Raw genomic sequence first — 19158 nt, forward strand, 5'->3', positions numbered from 1 at the left:
CCCCCGGACCCGGCGATCCTGCCCCTCACCCGGTGGCGACCCCCGGCGCCAGGGTGGGGCCCATGAGCGACGACGATCCGATCACCGACTTCAGCCGCCGGAGCGTGACCGTGGAGGGGGTGGAGAAGACGGTGTACGTGGGCGGGGCCGGGCCCGCGGTCGTGCTGCTGCCCGAGATGCCGGGCATCAGCCCCGACGTGTTGCGGCTCGCGCGCTGGGTACGGGACGCGGGCTTCACCGTCCATGTGCCGTCCCTGTTCGGGACCGACGGCGCCTTCCCCACGGTCGAGGAGGGCCGGGAGGTCGTCCGCCGCGCCTGTGTCGGCGCGGAGTTCCGCGCCTTCGCCGGGGGTGGCACCAGCCCGGTGACGGTCTGGTTGCGCGGCCTGGCGCGCCGGGCCCACACCGAGTGCGGTGGGCCCGGGGTGGGCGCGATCGGCCTGTGCTTCACCGGCAACTTCGCGCTCACCATGGCGCTGGAACCGGCGGTGGTCGCCCCGGTGGTCAACCACCCGTCGCTGCCGCTCGACGACCCGGGTGGTCTCGAACTCGACGCCGCGGACGCGCGCGCGGTGCGCGACCGGCTCCACCGCGACGGACTCACCGTCCTCGCGTACCGGTTCGAGGGGGACCGCTGGTGCACGGCCCGCCGTTTCGCCGCCTACCGCGCGCTGCTCGGCGACGCCTTCGACGGGCGCGTGCTCCCGGACGGGGCCGCCCACCCGGCCCCGCCGCCCTTCTTCGCCGAGCTGGTCGGGACCCCGCACAGCGTCGTCACCGCCCACCTCGTCGACGAGGCCGGCCACCCCACGATCCGGGCCCGCGACGAGATCCTGGCCTTCCTCACCGACCGTCTGCGGCCTCGGGGGAACCACCCGTCGCCAGCCGGCGGTAGCGGGCATCGGTCCTGAGCAGGTGGGCGTGGGTACCGGCGGCTCGTACCCGTCCGGACTCCAGGAGCAGGACCTGGTCGGCCGTGGTGACGGTCGACAGCCGGTGGGCGATGAGGATCACCGTGGTGGTGCGGCCGATGTCCGCGAGGGTCTCGTGCAGGGCGGCCTCGTTTGCGGCGTCGAGCTGGGAGGTCGCCTCGTCCAGCAGGAGCAGGCCGGGGCGGCGCAGGAGGGCGCGGGCGATGGCCACCCGCTGGCGCTCGCCGCCGGACAGGGTGCTGCCGCGGTGGCCGATGGGCGTGTCGAGCCCGTCGGGCAGGCGCGCCACCAGGGTGTCCAGACGGGTGCGGTGGAGGACGTCGCGGAGCTGCGCCGCGTCGGCCTCGGGGGCGCCGAGGAGGAGGTTGTCGCGGAGCGTGCCGGACAGGATGGGCGAGTCCTGTTCGACGTAGCCGATGAGGGCGCGCAGTCGGGTCAGTGGCCGGTGGGCGATGTCCCGCCCGTCGAGGAGGATGCGGCCGCGGTCCGGTTGGCAGAAGCGTTCGAGCAGGGAGAAGACGGTGGTCTTCCCGGTTCCGGACGGTCCGACCAGAGCGGTCGTGGTCCGTGGCGGCACGGTGAAGGACAGGTCCTCGTGGACGGGTGGGGCATCGGGCCCGTACGCGAAGGACACCCCTTCGAAGGTCACCCGGACCGGTCCATGGCCGGCCGGGGCGGTCGTGGCGGCCCCGGGGTCCGCGGGGGCGACGGGGGTGACGGGCGCCGGGGCGGCGGGCGGGTCGAGCGGTTCGGTCGCCATGGCGTGCACCTCGTCGACGCGTGCCGCGGCGGCCGACCCGGTCTGGAACAGGCCGACGGCCTCGACCATCTGCCCTATGCGCGGGGCGAGGGCGAAGACGTAGAGGAGGAAGGCGATGAGGGTGGAGACGGTGATGGCTCCCGTCGCCACCCGTGCCCCGCCCACTCCCAGGACGACGAGGAAGGACAACTGCACCGCCACCGTGGAGGTGGTCGCCGACAGGGCCTGCCACCGCGCGGCCCGGGTGCCGGCCCGGCGGGCGTCCTCGGCCGCTCGGTGCAGGCCGACCGTCTCCCGCGCCTCCGCGCCGGAGGCCTTGATGGTGCGCAGGGCGCCCAGGGTGCGTTCGAGCAGGGCCCCCATGCGGCCGACGGCTTCCTGGGCCTGGTCGGCGGCCCGGGCGATGTGGGGGGCGGCCGCGGCGACAGCGACACCGGTCAGCGCGATGGTGGCGAGCGTGATGGACAGCAGGACCGGATCCAGCAGGGCCATGAGTACGAGCGTCGCCGTCACGATCACGAGGCCGCCGGCCGCCGAGGCGAGTGAGCGCGTGGCGACCTGCCGCAGGACCGTGGTGTCGGACGTGACGCGGGAGATCAGTTCGCCGGGCTCGGTGCGGTTGAGCTCGGGCAGCCGGAGGCGGACGAGACGGTCCGACAGGCGCGTACGGGCGGTGCAGGCCACCGACTCGGCCGTCCGCTCCAGCACGTACTGGCCCAGCGCGGCGGTCGCGGCGCCCACCACGACCAACGCGCTGAGCACGGCGAGCGGTCCCATGGCGGGCTGCCCCCGGTCCAGGGCGTCCACGATCCGCTTGGCGACCAGGGGCTGGGCGAGCGCCAACAGGCTCCCGGCCAGGGACAGGGCGGTGCCGGCCAGGATGCCCCGGCGGTGGGGCCCGAGGTGGGCCAGGACGAGCCGGAGGCGTGCGAGCGTGCCGCGTGCGGCTGCCGCGGCCGTGCCGCCCGTGGGTGGGCGCCGCCCCCGGGCGGGTTCCGCCGGGGCGGGCGCGCCGTTCGCCGGTGTTCGCGCGGGTGGAGCGGCCGCCGGGAGCCGGCGGAGGGCTCGCCGGGGCACCGGGGGCTGCGCGGGCTGCCGCGCGGACGGGGGTGCGGCCACGGTCAGTCCACGGTGAAGAACCGCTGGAAGTAGTCCGCCGGCGCACCCTCGCCGACGAGCACCCCCTCGGCCTCCACCCACGCGTGTGCGGCGAAGGGGGGTTGGGTGCGTACTCCGACGCACCAGGTCGGCCACCGGCCCCGCAGTCGGCACAGCAGCACGGTGGCCAGGGAGCGGGCGAGGCAGCCCTGTTGCCCCCCGGCGGCCAGGCTGACGGCCAGGACGGTCTCGCGGGCCTTGGCCGCCTCGGCGAGGGTGGCGGGGCGCGCGCCCTTGCGCAGCCGCCGCAGGACCGCGCGGATGCGGGCCGGTGGCCGGCGGGCGAGCACGTGGGCGCAGATGACGACCAGCCGGGTGACCAGTCTCGGCCCGAGGGGGACCGACCTGGGATCGTGCGGGACGACTTGCGAGGTGGACACGGATTTCCCTCCGGGTTGCCGCGGACCGTGGGTGTCCGGCTGGGGGCAAGGCACCGCACCAGCGGATCGTGGGTTCAGTCGGTCAGCAGTCGGGCGGCACGCAGTTCCTGGAGGATGCGGGTGATGTCCTCCTCGACCTCCTGGGCGCTCACGTCGTACTTCTCCGTGAGTACCGTCACGGCCTGGTCGGTCGTGGTGCCGTCCAGGAGGGCACGCACGATGAGGGCCGCGGTGGGGTTGAGGGTGTAGTACTCGCCGCTGCTCTGGTCGAGCAGGGCCATCCCGTACTCGGTCTCGGCCGTCACCACGTCGGGGCGCAGGGTCATCGTCATGCCGGAACGTCTCCTGTGTCGGTGGGGGCCCGGTCCGCCGGGCCGGTGGATCGTTCCCGGGAGCGCAGCCAGGTCTCGCAGCCGACGGTGGCGTGCAGCAGCGCGCTCTCCAGGTCGGCGGCGAGCGGCCGGCGGCACCAGTCGCGTACGACCTCCGCGTCGATCAGCCCCAGGTCGCTCAGGCGGGAGTGCTCCCACAGGGCGAGCAGGGACGACCGGTGGCGGCGCAGCCCGGTTTCCTCCTCGAAGGCCGCGTGGGCCTTGGTGGTGCGATGGCGGCTGGTGTCGGGGACGACACCGCGCATGGCGTGTTCGAGCAGTGGTTTGTACCGCCAGGGCGTCACCCGCTCCTCGGGGCGGACGGCGAGGGCCGCCTCGATGAGGAGGTCGTCGTAGTAGGGGGCGGCGAAGGTGATGCCCAGCGGTTCGGACATCTGCTGTACGTGCCGGGCGAAGCGGGCGAGCGTGCGGATCGTGGCCAGCTCCCGGTGGGCACCGTGCCCGGTGCCGAGCGGCTGGGCCTCCGCTGCCTGCTCGCGTACCAGGTCCCGTACCGCCCCGACCGCGTCGCCGGTGGCCCAGGGGGGCAGCCGTGGCGGGATGCCCCAGGTGAACAGGGGTACGGACAGGGGCGGTTGGGGCAGGGTGAGGTCGTCGGCCACCTGCTGGAGCCACGCCCCGTAGGAACGGCCGTCGAGCAGTTGCCGCACCGCCTCCCGGCGGGACCACCGGTGCCGGGAGACGAAGCCGCGGGCGTGCCGCCATCCGGCGGCGGGGTGCCGGCGCAGCAGGCCGTGCACGTGGGCGGCGGCGCCGCTGAACAGTTCGTCCCCGCCCATGCCGCTGAGGTGGACGGTGGTACCGCGTTCGGCGGCCCGCTCGATGATGTACATGCGCCGGTGCCGGTTGACGGCGTACGGCGACGGTGTGTCGAGGGCGTCGTCGAGTGCGTCCACGCGGTCGAAGGTCAGGGGCACGGCGGTCGCGGGCACGACCAGGTGTTCCAGCGTGTCCAGGGCCTCCGCCGTGCGCCGGGCGTAGGTGACGTCGTCGCCCATGACGTCGTGGATCGCGGCCGTGTACGCGGTGATCTTGGTGCCCGTACGGGCGGCCGTGCACACCACCGCGGTGGAGTCGACGCCGCCCAGATCGGCGCTGACGGATTCCCCGCCGGTGACGCGTACGGCGACCGCGTCGGCCAGCCTGTCGCGGACCAGCCGGGCGCCCTCGGCGAGGGGCAGGTCGGCGGGCGGTGGGGACCAGCACCGGCTGACGCGGGCGCGGCCGTGGGCGTCCAGGGTCAGTCGGTGGTCGCCGGGCACGACGTCCACGCCCCGCCAGACCGTGTGCGACGTCAGCGGGTGCAGGATGCCCGGGCTGAGCAGGTGGACGGCGAGCCGGCGCTCGTCGAGGTCCGCGTCGAGCAGGTCGGCCAGGACGTCGGCGCGGTCGGCCGCGACGCCCGCGCCGCCGGTGCCGGGGGCGGTGGCGGTGAACAGGGCGCGTACGCCGCTGACGGTGCCTCGGGCCAGGGTCGTACCACCGGAACTGACGAGCAGGTGGTGACTGCCCGGCCAGGTGCGGGCGAGGTGTTCGGCGGCCTCGACGGAGCCGGTACGGGCGGCTCGCAGGGCGTCCTGTTCCGTCACCGCGTGCTGTCCCAGCACGCACAGGCGGGTCCGTCCGCAGGCCGCCGTGGTGAGGCCGTGGGACGGCCAGCGTCCCAGGAGCCAGGGTCGGCCCGAGGCGTGGTGGATCTGCCGCACCGCGCCGGGGCGGACCCGGGCGGCCAGGGCCGCGACGGCATCGGTGTCCGGGAGGACCACGAACCAGTCGGCCTTCGCGGGGAACGACGTGCCGGTCGTCATGGGCAGCCCCTCCTGGTCGATGGTGCCGACGGCTTTCGGAGCGTGGGCGGCGCGTGTGCGCCGCCCACCCTCCGGACCCGGCGGCCCGCTATTTCATGTACATGTCAACAACACCGCCGAGGCGGCCGGTGTCACAGCAGGCTGTGACCGCCCAGCAGGTCGGGGCTGCCGGTGCCGGCCAGACCGGTCACCTTCTGGAAGTCGCCGACCTTGGTGAGGGTGGGACGCTCGTAGGCCATCGTCGTATCCCTTCGTCGTGAGATGAGCAGGACTGACGTGCTTCTCGCCGGCCGGCGGCACGGGCCGGTTTCCCCGCCCCTCCGTCGGCGCAGTGCCCCAAGCTAGGTGGGCGCCGTCCCCTCCGGCAACGGCGGAGACCGGCCTGCCTCGACGCGGCCCCGCCGCCGCCATCCCCGCCTTTCTCCCCCCTTTTCGGGTCCGCCCTCGACCGGTCGGTCATACTTCGGGCCCGGTGGGGTACGTGCCTTGCCCTTCACGGTCGGCGGATGCCGATTCGAGCCGACCGGCATCGGCACGCGAGCGGCGCCGCCCTCGACACCACTCCCCCGACCTGCGGTGACACCCTGTCGGGCACTGGCGCACCCCCACGAGTTCGGGCCATTCGGCGGCGCGCTGGCCAGGAACGCGGGGTTGCCGGGGTTGCCCGCCGGGGGCCGCGCCCCGGGGGACGCTCAGCCGGCGAAGGTACGGCGGTACGCCGACGGGCTCGTCCGTGTCTGCGCGGAGAAGTGCACCCGCAGCGACTCCGCGGAGCCGAAGCCGCAGCGGTGCGCGATCTCGTCGACACCGAGGCGAGTGGTTTCGAGGAGGACCCGGGCCCGGGCCACCCGCTGCACGGCCACCCAGTGCATGACGCTCGTGCCGGTCACGGCCCGGAACCGGCGGCGCAGTGTCCTGGTGCTCATATGGCTGTGCCGGCTGACGGTCTCCAGACTGAGCGGTTCGTCGAGGTGCTCCAGTATCCAGGCGGTCACGGCGGCCATGTCCGGGTCGCCGGCCGGCGGAAGGTGCTCGATGAACTGGGCCTGTCCGCCTTCCCGGTGCGGCGGGCTGACCAGGAACCTGGCCATCGCGTTGGCGACGACCTGGCCGTGGTCGAGCCGCAACAGGTGCAGGCACAGGTCCGTCCCGGCGAGAACGCCCGCCGACGTGAAGACGCCGGTGTCCTCGACGTACAGTTCCGCCTCACGAACCGTCACCGAGGGGTGCCGCTCCCGCAGCAGTCCCGCCCAGTGCCAGTGGGTGGTGACGCTCCGGCCGTCCAGGATCCCGGCCGCCGCCAGCGCGAACGCGCCCGTGCAGATCGACACCATGCGGCTGCCCCGGTGGTACGCGTCCCGGAGCCCCTCGACGAGATCCGCGTCCACGGGGGCGCTCGGGTCCTCCACACCGGCCACGATCACGGTGCCGGCCGTCTCCAACCGGTCCAGCGCCGCGGCCTCGCGGGGTACCCACGGCCCGTCCGCGGACGCGGGGGCCACCAGGGTCAATTCGTAGGGGTTGCCGCCGGGCCGGGAGGCGGTGAGGTGGTCCGGCCAGCGACCGAACACCTGCTGCGGGACGGCGACGTCCAGCGGAACGAAGCCGCGCTGGACCACCAGCGCGACCTTGGCCAGATCCTTGGGAATCACGTCCACTCGGCCATCGTACGGCGGGTGCGGTCGCTCCTAGCGTGTCCCCATCACCTCGATGAGCGGATGCGAAGGGAAGGTGGATAGTGCGGAACACGATCGGAATCGATGGCGGTCGGGCGCAGGAGGGCGGAACGGTGAACCCGCTCGACACCCTTCCGGAGGAGATCGGGACGTGGCCGCGGACGGCGGCCACGGAGGCCGCGGTCGCCTTCACCGCCGAGCACTCCCCCGCCTACCTGCTCAACCACTGTGTCCGCAGCTACTTCTACGCCCACAGCATCGCCACCGCGAGGAACCTCGTCGCGGGGACCGACTACGACGACGAGACCCTCTTCCTGGCGACGGTGCTGCACGACATCGGTCTGACCGAAGAGGGCGGCGGTCCCCACCGGTTCGAGGTGGACGGCGCCTTCCGGGCCGCCCGGTTCGCCCGGGAGCACGGCCTGCCCGACACCGCCGTCGACCTGATCTGGGACGCGGTGGCGCTGCACACCTCCGGCGGGATCGCGGTCCACAAGCAGCCGGTCGTCGCCCTGGCGCACCTCGGCATCGGCGCCGACGTCTTCGGTTTCGGAGCGGAGGAAGTGGACCGGGCGGTGCTCGACGCCGCCCGAGCGGCTTTCCCGTGGCTGGACTTGCGCGACCGCATCCTCGAAGCGGTGGTGCACCAGATCGACGAGCGCCCGTCGAAGTGGGTACCGCTGTCGTTCGTCGACATCGCGTACCGCCGGCTCCGGCCGGACAACCCCTTCCCGGGACTGGAGGACCTGTGCGCCCTCCCGGTTCCGGACTGACGGACGCGACGGCCGCACCCGGAGCGGGACTCGCCGGGGGGCCGGGTCACCGGCTGCGCAGGAGCAGCAGGGCGATGTCGTCGGTGTAGGCGCCGTGGGGGTGGGCGAGGCGGACGAGGCCGTCGGCCAGCTCGTCGAGCGGCTGGTGGCCGCTCCGGGTGAGGTGCCGGGCGAGGTCGGTGATGGAGCGCGTGATGTCGGTGCCGGGGGACTCCACGAGCCCGTCGGTGTAGAGGGCGAGGAGTGCCCCGGCGGGGAAGGGTGCCGTGGTGACGGGATAGCCGGCCTCGATGCCGAGGCCGATGCCGAGGACGGGGCCCGGGTCCACCTCCAGGACACGGGTGTCCGGGGCGGGCGCGGAGGTGCGGAGGAGCGGAGGAGGGTGCCCCGCGCTGGCGAGGTGGAGCCGCCGGGCGGCGAGGTCGATGTGGACGTAGAGGCAGGAGACGAACAGGTCGGTCTCGAGGTCCAGCAGGACGCGGTTGGTGCGGGCCAGGACGTCACCGGGCGCCGCGCCGGCGGTGGCGTGGACGGCGGTGCGGACCTGGCCCATGATCGCGGCGGCGGAGATGTTGTGGCCCTGTACGTCTCCGATGACCGCGGCGACGGTGGTGTCGCCGAGGCGGATCAGGTCGTAGAAGTCGCCGCCGACCTCCATGCCGTGCGCGGCCGGCAGGTACCGCGCCGCGACGTCGAGGGCGGGGACGTGGGGCAGGGTCACCGGCAGCAGGGCCTGTTGCAGACCGTGGGCGAGGTCGTGTTTGGCGTCGTACAGCAGGGCGCGGTCCATGGACTGGGCCATCAGGCCGGCGAGCGAGACGAGGACGGCACGGTCGCTCGCGTTGAAGGGGTGCGGCCGGTCGTAGGACAGGATGCAGCAGCCGACGCGGCGGTCGGACACCAGCAGGGGCAGGAAGGCCCAGGCCTGCTTGCCGCTCAGCGCGGGGGCGCGGGGGTGTTCCCGGGTCATGTGGTCGGGGTCGGCGAAGAAGGCGGGGAAGCCGCTGCGCAGGACGTGCCCGGCGGGGGTGAGGTCGGTGTCCAGGGGCGGGCCGTCGAGACGGGCGATGGTGCGCGGGTCGTAGTCCCGGTACCCGATGATCTTCAGGCGTCCGGCATCGGCGGCGGAGAGGACCATGCCCTGGGCTCCGAAGGCGGGCAGGATCTGGTCGGCGACCACACTGGTCACGTCGGCCACGGTGACCGTCTGACTCAGGGCGGCCGCCAGGTGAACGCCCCCGGCCAAGGCCCCGGTACGGCGCACGGTGGCGCTGAGCACCTCGTCCAGGGACCGCCGCGGCCGAAGGCCAGGCCGGCGAGCAGGTAGAGGGGTATGGGCGAGAAGCCGACGCGTCCGGCGAGGCGTCCCAGGATGCCCAGGGCAAGGATGACGGCCCCGAGCTCGATGAGCATGGCGGTGGTGTCGTGCACGGCCTCTATCCTCCGGTGATCAGTCCGGCGACGGCGTCGACGCCTTCGCGGGTGCCGACGACGACGAGGGTGTCGCCGATCGCGAGGCGGAAGTCGGGGGCGGGGGACGGGACGGCGGCGGTGCGGCGCAGTACGGCGACGACGGACGCTCCGGTGCGCGTGCGGGCCCGGGTCGAGCCCAGGGTGCGGCCCGCGTACGGCGAGCGTGCGGTGACCTCGATGTGCTCGGTGACGAGGTCGATCTCCAGGGGCCGCAGGTGCGCGACCGGGTCGGGGGTCAGCAGCGCGCCCAGGGCGGATGCCTCGTGCGGCGCGAGTGTCGCCGAGTCCCGGCAGCTGTCGTCGTCGGCGGGGTCATGGAAGGCGAGGGTCCGCCGCCCGTCCTGGTGGACGACGAGGGAGAGGTGACGGCCGGCTTCGGTCTCCAGGTCGTGGCGGGTACCGACGCCGGGCAGGACGGTGGTGCGCGTGTGGGTCGTGGGATCCATGGCGTACTCCGTGGCGAGGTGGTGGAGGCGCGCGGGCTTCGCGCCGCTCCTGGGGTGCCGATCGATGGGGTCGATCGGTCGGCCGGCCGCGTCGATCGACCGGATCGCTCGGTCGATCCGGTCGGGGTCGATCGGTCGATCCGGTCGGGGCCGATCGGTCGGGTCGAGCGGTCGGCCGGGCGCGCTCCCCCGCGGCCGCGGCGGGGCGCCCCGCCGGACGACCTGTCCGGGCAAACGCCGAATGAGCACCCCGCACCCCAAGGAAGCGTAATGGCTTGGCAAAGAAGCCTAGCGCAGGCCACATGACCACTCATCACATGAATGCCTCATGAATGAATGCGAAGCGGGCGCCCGAAAAACACCCCCGCTTGGCCGGGTCCCGTCTTGGCAATTCCGTGGCGACCGTCGACGATCATGCTCATGCTTCTCCTGTCCCCCGGTCTCCGACGGTGGTTCCTCCCCAGCGTCGCGCTGCTCGCCACGCTGGTGGTGTGGGGGGCGATCCGCTATCCGCGGCTGCCGGACCTGATCCCCGGGCACATCGGCATCGACGGCGTGGACGCCTGGGCGGAACGGTCGTTCGGCAGCGCCTTTACGCCGGTCCTCATTTACGCCGGGGTCACGGTGGTGATGGCCGCTTGTGCGGAAATGACGCTGCGCATTACGCCCCGTGACGAATTGCCCGTGGGCGCGGGGCCGTTCGCGGGCGGACTTCCTCCTTCGCCACCCCATCGCCCGGGCAGTCGCGCCTCGGCCCGCCGCATGGCGCGGGCCCTCCTGGTGCTCAACGCCTGCATCGGCCTCTCGTTCCTCGCCGGCTGCGCGGCGCTGTGGCACACCGCGCCCGGGCAGGAGCCCCCGGTGTGGCTCCCGCCCGCCGCGCTCGGGCCGCTCCTCGTGGGGACGGTGCTGACGGTGACGGCGGCCCTGACCGGCCGGAAACGATGAACCGGCGTCATCGGCGTCCGGTCCCGCCGGGCGGCTACCTGCCGACCGGCCCGTCGGTGGGCTGGTCCCGCGCCGGGATGCGGATCACGAGTACGGCCACGTCGTCGTCGTTGTCGACGGGGCGGGTCCGCTCCATGAGCAGGTCGATGAAGGATTCCGGTGACCGGTGGGCCAGGGACGCGGCGTGCCGGCGCAGCCGTTCCATGCCGTGGTCGAGGGGGTGCCGCGGGGATTCGATCAGACCGTCGGTGTAGAGCACCAGGGTGGACAGCGGCGGCAGCACGCAGGTGGCGTTGTTCCGGGCGATACGGGCCTCGGTCCCCAGCAGCAGTCCATGGCCGTCGGTGAGGTACCGGGCCTGCCCGTCGCCCGTGACCAGGAGCGGCGGCGGGTGTCCGGCGTTCGTCCACTCGAGGTGCCACTGGCCGTCCGTCCCGGCTTCCAGCTTGCCGAGCACCAGGGTGGCCATGGCGACCTCCGCGATGTGCGGCAGCGCCCGGTCGAAGCGGCTGACGATGACGCCGGGCGGCTCCTGCTGGGACCACGCGTAGGCGCGGAGGATGTTGCGGAGCTGGGCCATGCCGGCCGCGGCGTCCAGATCGTGCCCCACGACGTCGCCGATGACGAGGGCGAGGGACCGGTCGGGCAGGTGGAAGGCGTCGTACCAGTCGCCGCCGACCTGGGAGGCGTGGGGTGCGGGCAGGTAGCGAGCGGTCATCTGGAGGCCGGGCGTGCGGGGCATCTGCGGCAGCAGGTGCCGCTGCATGGTCTCGGCGACCTTGCGCTGGCGCTGGTAGAGACGGGCGTTGTCGAGCGCGAGCCCGGCACGGCGGGTGATGTCCTCGACCAGTGGGATGTCGGCCGTGGTGAACGTCTCCGGCCGCTCGGATCTCCCGAGGGTGAGGGCTCCGAGAACCTCCCGCAGTCCCCGGATGGGAGCGATGACGGCCGAGTGGATGCCGGTGGCGTCGAACAGGTTGCGCTGCTCCACGGCTATGCCCGAGTCCGGTGGTCCCTGGTACGTCTGGGGCGTCGCCACCGTGGCGCCGGCGCCCCGCAGGGCCCGGGACAACGGCATCGGCGAGGCCGGGGGCACCGGCGGCATGGCCCCCTCCAAATCATCCCGGCGTACGACCGAACCGTCCTTGGCGCAGGCGACGACCGTGCGCCACACCTCGTCGCGGTCGGTGATCAGGTCGATGACGGCCCAGTCCGCCAGCAGCGGGACCACCAGGCGCACCAGCCGGTCCAGTGCCTCTTCCACGTCCAGGGTGGCGGTGAGCTGTGTGGTGGTCTCGGCCAGCAGGGCCAGCCGCTCAAGCTCCGGGAGCAGCCCCGCCTCGATGGCCGGCGCGGGCAGGTGCGCACCGGCCGGATCGTACTCGTGGAACGTCACCAGTCCGCCGGTCTGCCCCGCGGTGAGCCGCAGCGGGGCGACCAGCCAGGACATCGCCAGCAGTGACCCGTCCCCGCGCTCGAAGTAGCCCAGGTCCTCCTGCCGTGCCCGGCCGGCGATGAAGGCCTCCATCATCGAGCACTGGCTCCGGGGCATACCCATCCCGCGGGCGTCCCGGTGCAGCAGGTCGTGCGCGTCCTGCCCGAGCAGTTCGTCCGCGGTGCGCCCGAGCAGGACCTCCGCCTGCGCGTTGACCGCCGCGATGAACCCGTCGGCGTCCACGGCGTACGCGCCGAGGCCCAGGCGGTCCAGCGCGTCACCCAACAGACGCTGCAACCCCTGACGCCCTTCGCCCGCCTTCGGCGATCTGGAGGAACCGCCCATCGCACGTACCTCGATCCCTCGTGTCTCGACCGCTCCATCGCGCATATGCCAGATTCGATGCCCTGTCGTCGGAGCCGCATGCATGGAGCCGACGGAAGCTCGTGGAGCGGGCACGTGCCGGACCCGGCTGCTCGGCCTTCGAGCGGCCTTCCCACGGCCGACGCCAGGTGGCGTTCTCGCTGGCCCCCATGTAAGCAGCCTTTCGCTGATCGGACACGGTGGTGTCACCGATCGGCGGCTGTTCCCGGAACGTCGTGCGAGCGCGCCCCCCGGGGAGGCGGAAATCCGGTGCGGGAACGTGGCCCGTCCACGTAGCGTCGGCGCGTGCTCCACCTCGTCGTCGCCGCGTCCGTGTGCGCCGTGGTCACCGTCGTGTACGGGGCCATCGGCCTCCGTTGGCATCGGCGGGCGCGGATCCGGCGTGCCGCGCTCGCGCTGGTCGCCGGTGCGGAGCTGGAGCCGTACCATGCCGCCGCGATCGCGGACGGGGCGACCGGGGCGGCGGCCGCCGAGCTGCTCCTCGGCGGTTACCTGGACATCGGCGGGGAAGGGGCGGTGCGCCTGACCGAGGCGGGCCGCGACGCGGAACGGGCGCCCGGCCACCCGTTGCCCGCCGCCCTGCTGGACGCCCTGCGGCGGCACGGCCCCGAGCCGGTGCCGATCGGCTGGACCGACCGGTACGACGAGGAGTACGGCGCGCGGCGGAGCGCGTACCGCCGCGCACGCGACGCCGTGCTTCCCGAGATCCCGCGTCTGCCCGACCACGAGGGGGGACAGCTCCGGGCCTGCTGCGCCTGCGTCGGCGTGCTGCTCCTCATGCAGTTCTGGGTCCTGGCGGCCGCGCTGTTGCTCGCGGCCCGCCCGCGGGGCGTTCTGGAATGGGCGGCCGCCGCGGTGGCCGCGGTGGGCCTGGCGGCACTGTGTCTCACCGACCGCGCCGGAAAGGCGGTCCGCGCCCGCACGGCGTACGGCGACCCGCTGGGCGACCGGATCCGCGCCGCGTCGCATCCGGCTCTCGCCGCACTGGACGAGCGGCGGCGGGACCTCGTCCGGCGGAGCCTCGACGACCACGGCGGGTGGCGTGGGGGCGACCGGATCGTCCACGAGGGCGGTGACGGGGGCGAGGCCGGCGATGGGACGGCCGGGCACGGGGTGGACGACGACTGGTGGGCCGACGCGTACCACTACCGGGCCGCCGACCACATGGACGGGCCGGGGGCCGGGGGTGCGCGGACGCTCCCCGAGGCGTTGCCGTCCGAGGGCCGGACCGGCGGTGATCCGTAGGGCCGGGGTGCGGTGGCCCGGTGGTCCCGGGGCGGGGCCGCGACCGTGGCTCGGCGCCGGCCTGGACCCCCGTGCCAGGCCGGCGCCGATGTGTTCCCCCGGGTGGTTCAGTCGGTGTCCTCGTGGTCGGCGGCGTTGGTCGTCGTGGTGACGTTCGGCCGGGGCTTCCACGGCAGACACGTGCGGTAGTGCGACTCGAACCTCTGCTGGAACGGTCCGCCGAGAGCGTGGTCGCGCAGCGCCAGGATGTTCTCGTCGTTCTGGCGCAGCGCCCGGTAGGTGAGGTTGTGGCTGCCCACGTAGAGCGTCGACCTCGCGCCCTGACGCACGATCATGAACTTCTCGTGCATCGGGATCCCCCCGCCGGGGGTGTAGCCGCAGAGGTGCACGGGCATGGCCCGTGCCAGGTCGACCAGCGCCCGCATCGGCGGACCCGCGTCGTGCGGTGCGCCCGAGACGGCACCGGTGACGATCCTGACGCGGCAGCCCCGCTCGCGGGCGTCCTTGAGCGCCTTGACGACGGCGGTCCGCTGGATGCGGAAGTTGGCCAGGTCGATGCGCGTCCGTCCGGTGGACGCGCACGGGGTACGGGTCAGGATGTCGACGATCGGGTCGTTGCTCCCGCCGCCCGGCCGGCCCCCGGCGGCCTCCTTCCTCGGGAAGGTGAGGACACGGTGTGCGCCCGCCTTGGCGGTCCTGCCGTAGTCGTCGTCGACGTCTCCCGAGGCGCCGTGGCGCATCAGGGCGTTGAAATAGGTCAGGTAGTCCGCGTACAGGCCGGCATGACTGACGGTGAGGGCGTTCTCGTACGCGGTGTAGTGGTCGAGGTTCGCGGAGGAGACGTAGAGGACGTTCCTGGCCGTTCCCCCTCCAGCCAGTCGCACGCTGGATATCGTCATGAACTTGTTGTGCATGAGAGGCGGGTTGCGCAGCGGCGACGCCCCGGAGCGGTCGCTCATGCAGCCGCGGGTGGACTGTCCGTCGGAACGCCTCCGACCGCACTCCACCACCTTGATCGACGGGGTGGCCTTGAGCGCCTTGTAGTAGGCGTCGCCGTCGTGGACCTGGCTGCCGTTGATGACGATGCGGACGCGCACTCCCCGGGCGGCGGCGCCGCGGAGGGCGTCGAGGACCTCCTGCCGGTTGAAGAAGTAGAGGGTCAGGGAAAGGGTCGCGCCGGGCGGCGCGGCGTCGATGAGGCGGCGTACATGGCCGGAGACCCCGGCGTGCATGTCCTGGCTCTCGGCCTTGGTGTTGAACCAGGCGTAATCGCGGACTTCCGAGGGCGAGATGGGGACCACGGGGGCCGCCGGCGCCACCGGGGCCGGTGCCGCGGCCGGCGCCGGGGCCGGGGCCGGCCCGGCTCCGGAGGTCACGGCCGCGGCACCGGACACGGTGAGGGTGGCCGCGACGACCGTCATGGCCAAGGCCGACGCCGAGATGCGTATGCGTCGCATGAGGACTCCCTGTCGGGCGGTTTTCGTCGGCTGCGGAAGCCGACCGTGACAGCACCGTGGCGCCCCGGCCTTGGGGAAACCTTCGGCGAACCAGGAATGCCCTGCTCAGGGGGCCTTGCGTACGCAGCACGTCCTGCCCTTCCCCGGTTCTCCCGGCCCGCACACGGCCCGCACGCGCACGGCCCGCGCGTCGCGCACGCGCACCGTCGCCCGACGGTGCGTCAGTGGTGGTGGCCGTGGCGGCCGAGCGTGCGCACGGGCGTGGCACCGGGACGGGTCCATTGCGGTACGGGGCGGCTGGTCGGGCCCCAGGTGGCGTTGCCGTCCGCGTCCGTCCGCCAGGACCAGCACGGCTCGTGACCCCGGGGCCGGCCGTCGGGGTTGTCCTCCCAGGCCTCGCCGCGTCCGTAGGGGGTCATGTCGAGCAGGCCGAGGGACCCGTTCACCCGCTCGTTGCCACGGCCCGTGGTGGAGTAGGTGAGGAACACGCGGTCGCCGTCGCGCAGGAAGCAGACGAGGTGGCCCATCTCGCCGCCGATCGGCGCGTCGACGCCGCGCACGGAGTACCAGGGCTGGGTGTAGCCCATGAACGCGACGTACGGGGCCACCTCGTCCCAGGGGCCCGTGGTCAGGACGGCGAACGAGACGCCGCGGGCGTTGAGGTAGACGGCGTCCTTGAGGTGCCAGACCGTGGTGGTGCAGCCTTCGCACTGCCCCTGGTGGGGTGCTCCGTCGTACCACATGTGCTGGTAGACGACGAGCTCGTCGCGCCCCTGGAACAGCTCCAGGAACCGGACCGGGCCGTCGGGACCGACGACCTCGACCGTCCCGTCCAGCTCCACCATCGGCAGCCGGCGACGGGCCGCCGCGATGGCGTCCCCCTCGTGGGTGTGGGCCTTCTCCCGGACCAGCAGCTCGTCGCGGGTGGCCTGCCAGGTGGCGAGGTCGACCACGGGCGGGCGGCCGGGCGGCGGGGCGGACGGGTCGTCGGGGGCGGTCGTCATGGTGTCCTCCGTGGTGTCTCGTACCGGGCAGCGTCGTACCACGTTCCGCGACGCCCACCCGTTGGACGCGCCGCCCGGCCGGAACTCATCGGGACGCGGGGTGGGGGTGGGGACGGAGGAGGCGGGACGGGAGAGGGTGGGCTCGGTGTCCGGCAAGGCCCGCGACCGCTGTCCACGGTCGATTGTCAGTGGTGGGTGAGACGGTGGATCCATCGATTCGGAACGCCGGAAACCAGGGGGATGTCATGTCCGGAACCCAGAACTACATCAACCACGTTGCTCTCGTGCTGGATGCCAGTTCGTCCATGTCGGGCCTGAGCCGCAAGGTCGTCGAGGTCGCCGACCAGCAGATCGCCTACCTCGCCCGCCGGTCCAGGGAGCTGGACCAGGAGACCCGCGTCACGGTGTACGTCTTCGCGGACACGGTGGACTGCGTCATCTACGACAAGGACGTGCTGCGGATGCCGTCGTTGAAGGAGCTGTACCGGGTCGGGGGGATGACGGCCCTGCTGGCGGCCGCGCTGAAGTCGCAGCGGGAGCTGGCGCAGACGGCGCAACTGTACGGCGACCACAGCTTCCTGACGTTCATTCTCACCGACGGGCAGGAGAACGCGAGTCACCGCTGCCCGGACGCCCCGTCGAGGAAGGCGGGTGAACTGGTCGCGGCCGTGGCGGAGATGATCGAGACGCAGGGGGTCAACTGGACGCTCGCCGTCCTCGTGCCGGACCAGATGGGCAAGCGCGAGGCCATGCAGTGCGGCTTCCCGAAGGACAACATCGCCATCTGGGACGCTACGAGCACGCAGGGCCTGGAGGAGGCCGGGCAGGTCATCCAGCAGGCCACCGAGAAGTTCATGGTGGGCCGCACCAAGGGCATCCGCGGGTCGCGCGCGGTGTTCTCGACGGGTGCCGAAGCGGTCAACAAGGACACGATCAAGGCGGCGGGCCTCACGCCGGTGAAGGCGTCGGAGTACCAGCTGATCCCGGTGACACGGGACGCGGGAATCCGGGACTGGGTCGTCGAGAGCGGTCACACCTACCGGACCGGTGGTGCGTTCTACGAGCTGAGCAAGTCGGAGAAGATCCAGGCGCGGAAGCGGATAGCGGTGCTGGAGAAGAAGACGGACCGGGTGTACGCGGGACCCGAGGCCCGAGCCCTGCTCGGCCTGCCGGACGTGGAGGTGCGCATCAGGCCCGACCACAACGACGACTTCACCATCTTCGTGCAGAGCACCAGCGTCAACCGCAAGCTCGTGCCGAACACGCGGCTGCTGCTGATGAACTGAGGCCCCCATCGGCTCCCGGCAGGGCTGCGCTTAGGGTTGCTCCGTATGACCGACCGAGCCCTGGAACTGTTGCGCAGCCGCCCGGACCTCGCCGAACAGGCCGCCTTCCCGTTCGACTTCGACATCGACCGGGCGTATCACGTGGAAGAGGTGCGCCTGGCGTCCGGAGCGTCCCTGGAGGCGATCGCCGGTGACGCCACCGGCGGGACGTACTTCCTCTGCGGGGGAACGGCCGTGTTGCACGCCTCCTCCGACGGGTACGCCTCACTGCTCGCCGACTCGGTGACGGAGGCGCTCGAAATCCTGGTCCGGTTGCCCTGGTGGTGCGAGGACGTGACGGCCGGCCTGGACGAGGAGGGCCTGCGGGCCGCCGTGCGCCGGGGTGACGCGGAGGCGCGAGAGGAGTTCGCTCCGGACCTGGACGCGCAGCGTGAGGCGCTGGTCCGGGGGCTGGGGCTGCCGGACCGCCCGCTCGCCGAACTACACGCCCTGGCCGAGGCGGCCACCCGGCGCACCGAGCCGGACTTCCTCCTGCTCAACGCGGAGGAGTTGTGCGCGTACCGGCTGGAGGAGTCCTACCGGCAGCCGTTGCGGGACATCGTCCTCGGCCCCGGGCGGGAGGTGCTGGAGCGGATGCGCCGCGGTGAGAGCGCCGCACGGGAGGAGGCCGCCGCCGATCCGGTGCTGCGCGCCGGGGTGCTGCGCGCGCTGTGCGACGACCGCCGTGACGGCGACCTTCCGGTGCTGCGGTTCCTGCTGGAGTGCGAGAACGCCGTACGGTCCGAGCGCCATGAGGAACGGTGGCTGGCCGCGGAGCTGGTCGCCGCGTACGGCCGGCCCGAGGACGTACCGCTGTTGCGTGCCGCCACCGCCGGGCTGATCACCGACGCCGCGAGCGCGGTGGCGTGGGCCCGTGCGCGGGAGCGGGAGCACGCGGAGGACCGGGAGCGTGCCGAGAGCGCGTTCGTCTGGGCCGACCTGGCGCACCGGCAGGGTCGCGTCGAGCACGCCAGGACCGCTCTCGTCCGGCTGCTGGACGACACCGGCCCGGACGCGGACCGGCTGCGGCGGTTGAGCCGGGCGCTGGAACGTCTGGGGGACCACGCCCAGGCGGCGCGCGCCCGGTCCTGGCTCCTCTCTCTCCAGGAGACGCCCCGGGACCGGGCTTCCGAGGCGTACGTACTGGCCCGTCCGGAACGCCGCACGGGGGACCGCGCGGCGGCGTCCCGGGGCCCTGGACCGGGCGCGGGAGGCGCTCGACGCCTACCCCGAGGGCTACCGCCTGGGCCTCGGCCGCCGGGTCACCGAGGAGCACCTGGAACTGACCCTCGCGGCCGCCGGGGCCGGCGAAGTGGGCCTCGCCCGCACGACGATGGCCCACGGCGAGCGCCTGCTGGAGAGGATCGGCGGGAACGCGGCGAAGGCGCTGAGTGCCCTGTCGACCCGGGCGAGGTGGACGGTGGCGGCCCTCCGGCCGCCCGCTTCCTGACGCGCTGAGGGACGGGACCCGCCGCCGCCCCGGCGTTCGGGGCGTTGCCGAGGCTCTCCGCGGGACCGTGGGCCGGTGCCCCCGGCTCGTCACATGATCGTCTGGGCAGGTC

16 protein-coding genes and 2 pseudogenes are annotated in these 19158 nt (G+C 73.3%); 6 read left to right on the top strand and 12 right to left on the bottom strand.

The features are described from left to right. Positions 1-62 precede the first annotated feature (62 nt). Positions 63-911: a dienelactone hydrolase family protein gene (locus ACZ7LK_RS11410; RefSeq protein WP_471139859.1), complete on the top strand. Its 849-nt coding sequence runs from the start codon at positions 63-65 to the stop codon at positions 909-911. On the opposite strand, the gene ACZ7LK_RS11415 is transcribed toward ACZ7LK_RS11410, so the two are convergent. From ACZ7LK_RS11415 to ACZ7LK_RS11440, 6 genes are all read right to left on the bottom strand, one after another. Further along, positions 844-2604 (bottom strand): ABC transporter ATP-binding protein, encoded by a 1761-nt coding sequence (locus tag ACZ7LK_RS11415; RefSeq protein WP_471140614.1) that lies wholly within the window; start codon positions 2602-2604, stop codon positions 844-846. The genes ACZ7LK_RS11410 and ACZ7LK_RS11415 overlap by 68 nt on opposite strands. 209 nt (positions 2605-2813) lie before the next feature. Next, on the bottom strand, positions 2814-3230 hold the full coding sequence (locus tag ACZ7LK_RS11420) for a lasso peptide biosynthesis B2 protein (protein ID WP_392273106.1): 417 nt from the start codon (positions 3228-3230) through the stop codon (positions 2814-2816). 74 nt (positions 3231-3304) lie between these two features. Beyond that, a complete protein-coding gene (locus ACZ7LK_RS11425; protein WP_392273105.1) occupies positions 3305-3562 on the bottom strand; it encodes a lasso peptide biosynthesis PqqD family chaperone in 258 nt (85 codons plus the stop codon). After that, positions 3559-5430 (bottom strand): asparagine synthase-related protein, encoded by a 1872-nt coding sequence (locus ACZ7LK_RS11430; RefSeq protein WP_471139863.1) that lies wholly within the window; start codon positions 5428-5430, stop codon positions 3559-3561. The genes ACZ7LK_RS11425 and ACZ7LK_RS11430 overlap by 4 nt, the downstream gene beginning before the upstream one ends. 131 nt (positions 5431-5561) lie before the next feature. Further along, positions 5562-5669 carry a keywimysin-related RiPP gene (locus ACZ7LK_RS11435; protein ID WP_110635242.1) on the bottom strand — a complete coding sequence of 36 codons (108 nt, stop codon included), beginning with the start codon at positions 5667-5669 and terminating at the stop codon, positions 5562-5564. Between the two features lie 453 nt (positions 5670-6122). Continuing rightward, entirely contained in the window at positions 6123-7088 is a 966-nt protein-coding gene (locus tag ACZ7LK_RS11440; protein ID WP_392273103.1) for a GlxA family transcriptional regulator, read from the bottom strand. 131 nt (positions 7089-7219) lie between these two features. Here ACZ7LK_RS11440 and ACZ7LK_RS11445 point away from each other — a divergent pair, with 131 nt between their 5' ends. Then, positions 7220-7879, top strand: coding sequence for an HD domain-containing protein (locus ACZ7LK_RS11445; RefSeq protein WP_471139867.1), 660 nt, complete (start codon positions 7220-7222; stop codon positions 7877-7879). 46 nt (positions 7880-7925) lie between these two features. On the opposite strand, the pseudogene ACZ7LK_RS11450 reads toward ACZ7LK_RS11445, so the two are convergent. The 3 genes and pseudogenes from ACZ7LK_RS11450 to ACZ7LK_RS11460 form a co-directional block, all read right to left on the bottom strand. Next, positions 7926-9113, bottom strand: a pseudogene (locus ACZ7LK_RS11450) (PP2C family protein-serine/threonine phosphatase); the annotation flags it as partial. 56 nt (positions 9114-9169) lie between these two features. Next, a pseudogene (locus ACZ7LK_RS11455) lies at positions 9170-9310 on the bottom strand (cation:proton antiporter); the annotation flags it as partial. A gap of 5 nt (positions 9311-9315) precedes the next feature. Next, positions 9316-9798, bottom strand: a complete 483-nt coding sequence (locus tag ACZ7LK_RS11460) for a cation:proton antiporter regulatory subunit (RefSeq protein WP_471139869.1) — start codon at positions 9796-9798, stop codon at positions 9316-9318. Positions 9799-10218: 420 nt separating this feature from the next. Between ACZ7LK_RS11460 and ACZ7LK_RS11465 the strand changes: the two genes are divergently transcribed. Further along, positions 10219-10746: a DUF1648 domain-containing protein gene (locus ACZ7LK_RS11465; RefSeq protein WP_471139872.1), complete on the top strand. Its 528-nt coding sequence runs from the start codon at positions 10219-10221 to the stop codon at positions 10744-10746. Between the two features lie 34 nt (positions 10747-10780). On the opposite strand, the gene ACZ7LK_RS11470 is transcribed toward ACZ7LK_RS11465, so the two are convergent. Continuing rightward, positions 10781-12526 carry a PP2C family protein-serine/threonine phosphatase gene (locus ACZ7LK_RS11470; protein ID WP_471140617.1) on the bottom strand — a complete coding sequence of 582 codons (1746 nt, stop codon included), beginning with the start codon at positions 12524-12526 and terminating at the stop codon, positions 10781-10783. A 324-nt stretch (positions 12527-12850) separates the two neighbouring features. Between ACZ7LK_RS11470 and ACZ7LK_RS11475 the strand changes: the two genes are divergently transcribed. After that, positions 12851-13810, top strand: a complete 960-nt coding sequence (locus tag ACZ7LK_RS11475) for a hypothetical protein (protein WP_471139874.1) — start codon at positions 12851-12853, stop codon at positions 13808-13810. A 107-nt stretch (positions 13811-13917) separates the two neighbouring features. Here the strand turns inward: ACZ7LK_RS11475 and ACZ7LK_RS11480 are convergent, their stop codons facing one another. Next, on the bottom strand, positions 13918-15267 hold the full coding sequence (locus ACZ7LK_RS11480) for a phospholipase D-like domain-containing protein (protein WP_471139877.1): 1350 nt from the start codon (positions 15265-15267) through the stop codon (positions 13918-13920). A 221-nt stretch (positions 15268-15488) separates the two neighbouring features. Next, positions 15489-16271, bottom strand: coding sequence for a DUF899 family protein (locus tag ACZ7LK_RS11485; protein ID WP_471139880.1), 783 nt, complete (start codon positions 16269-16271; stop codon positions 15489-15491). Between the two features lie 245 nt (positions 16272-16516). Here ACZ7LK_RS11485 and ACZ7LK_RS11490 point away from each other — a divergent pair, with 245 nt between their 5' ends. Beyond that, positions 16517-17557: a vWA domain-containing protein gene (locus tag ACZ7LK_RS11490; RefSeq protein WP_392273096.1), complete on the top strand. Its 1041-nt coding sequence runs from the start codon at positions 16517-16519 to the stop codon at positions 17555-17557. Between the two features lie 45 nt (positions 17558-17602). Continuing rightward, positions 17603-19054: a hypothetical protein gene (locus ACZ7LK_RS11495; protein ID WP_471139883.1), complete on the top strand. Its 1452-nt coding sequence runs from the start codon at positions 17603-17605 to the stop codon at positions 19052-19054. Positions 19055-19158: the final 104 nt, after the last annotated feature.

It is taken from the genome of Streptomyces sp. NPDC039423, from assembly GCF_055598725.1.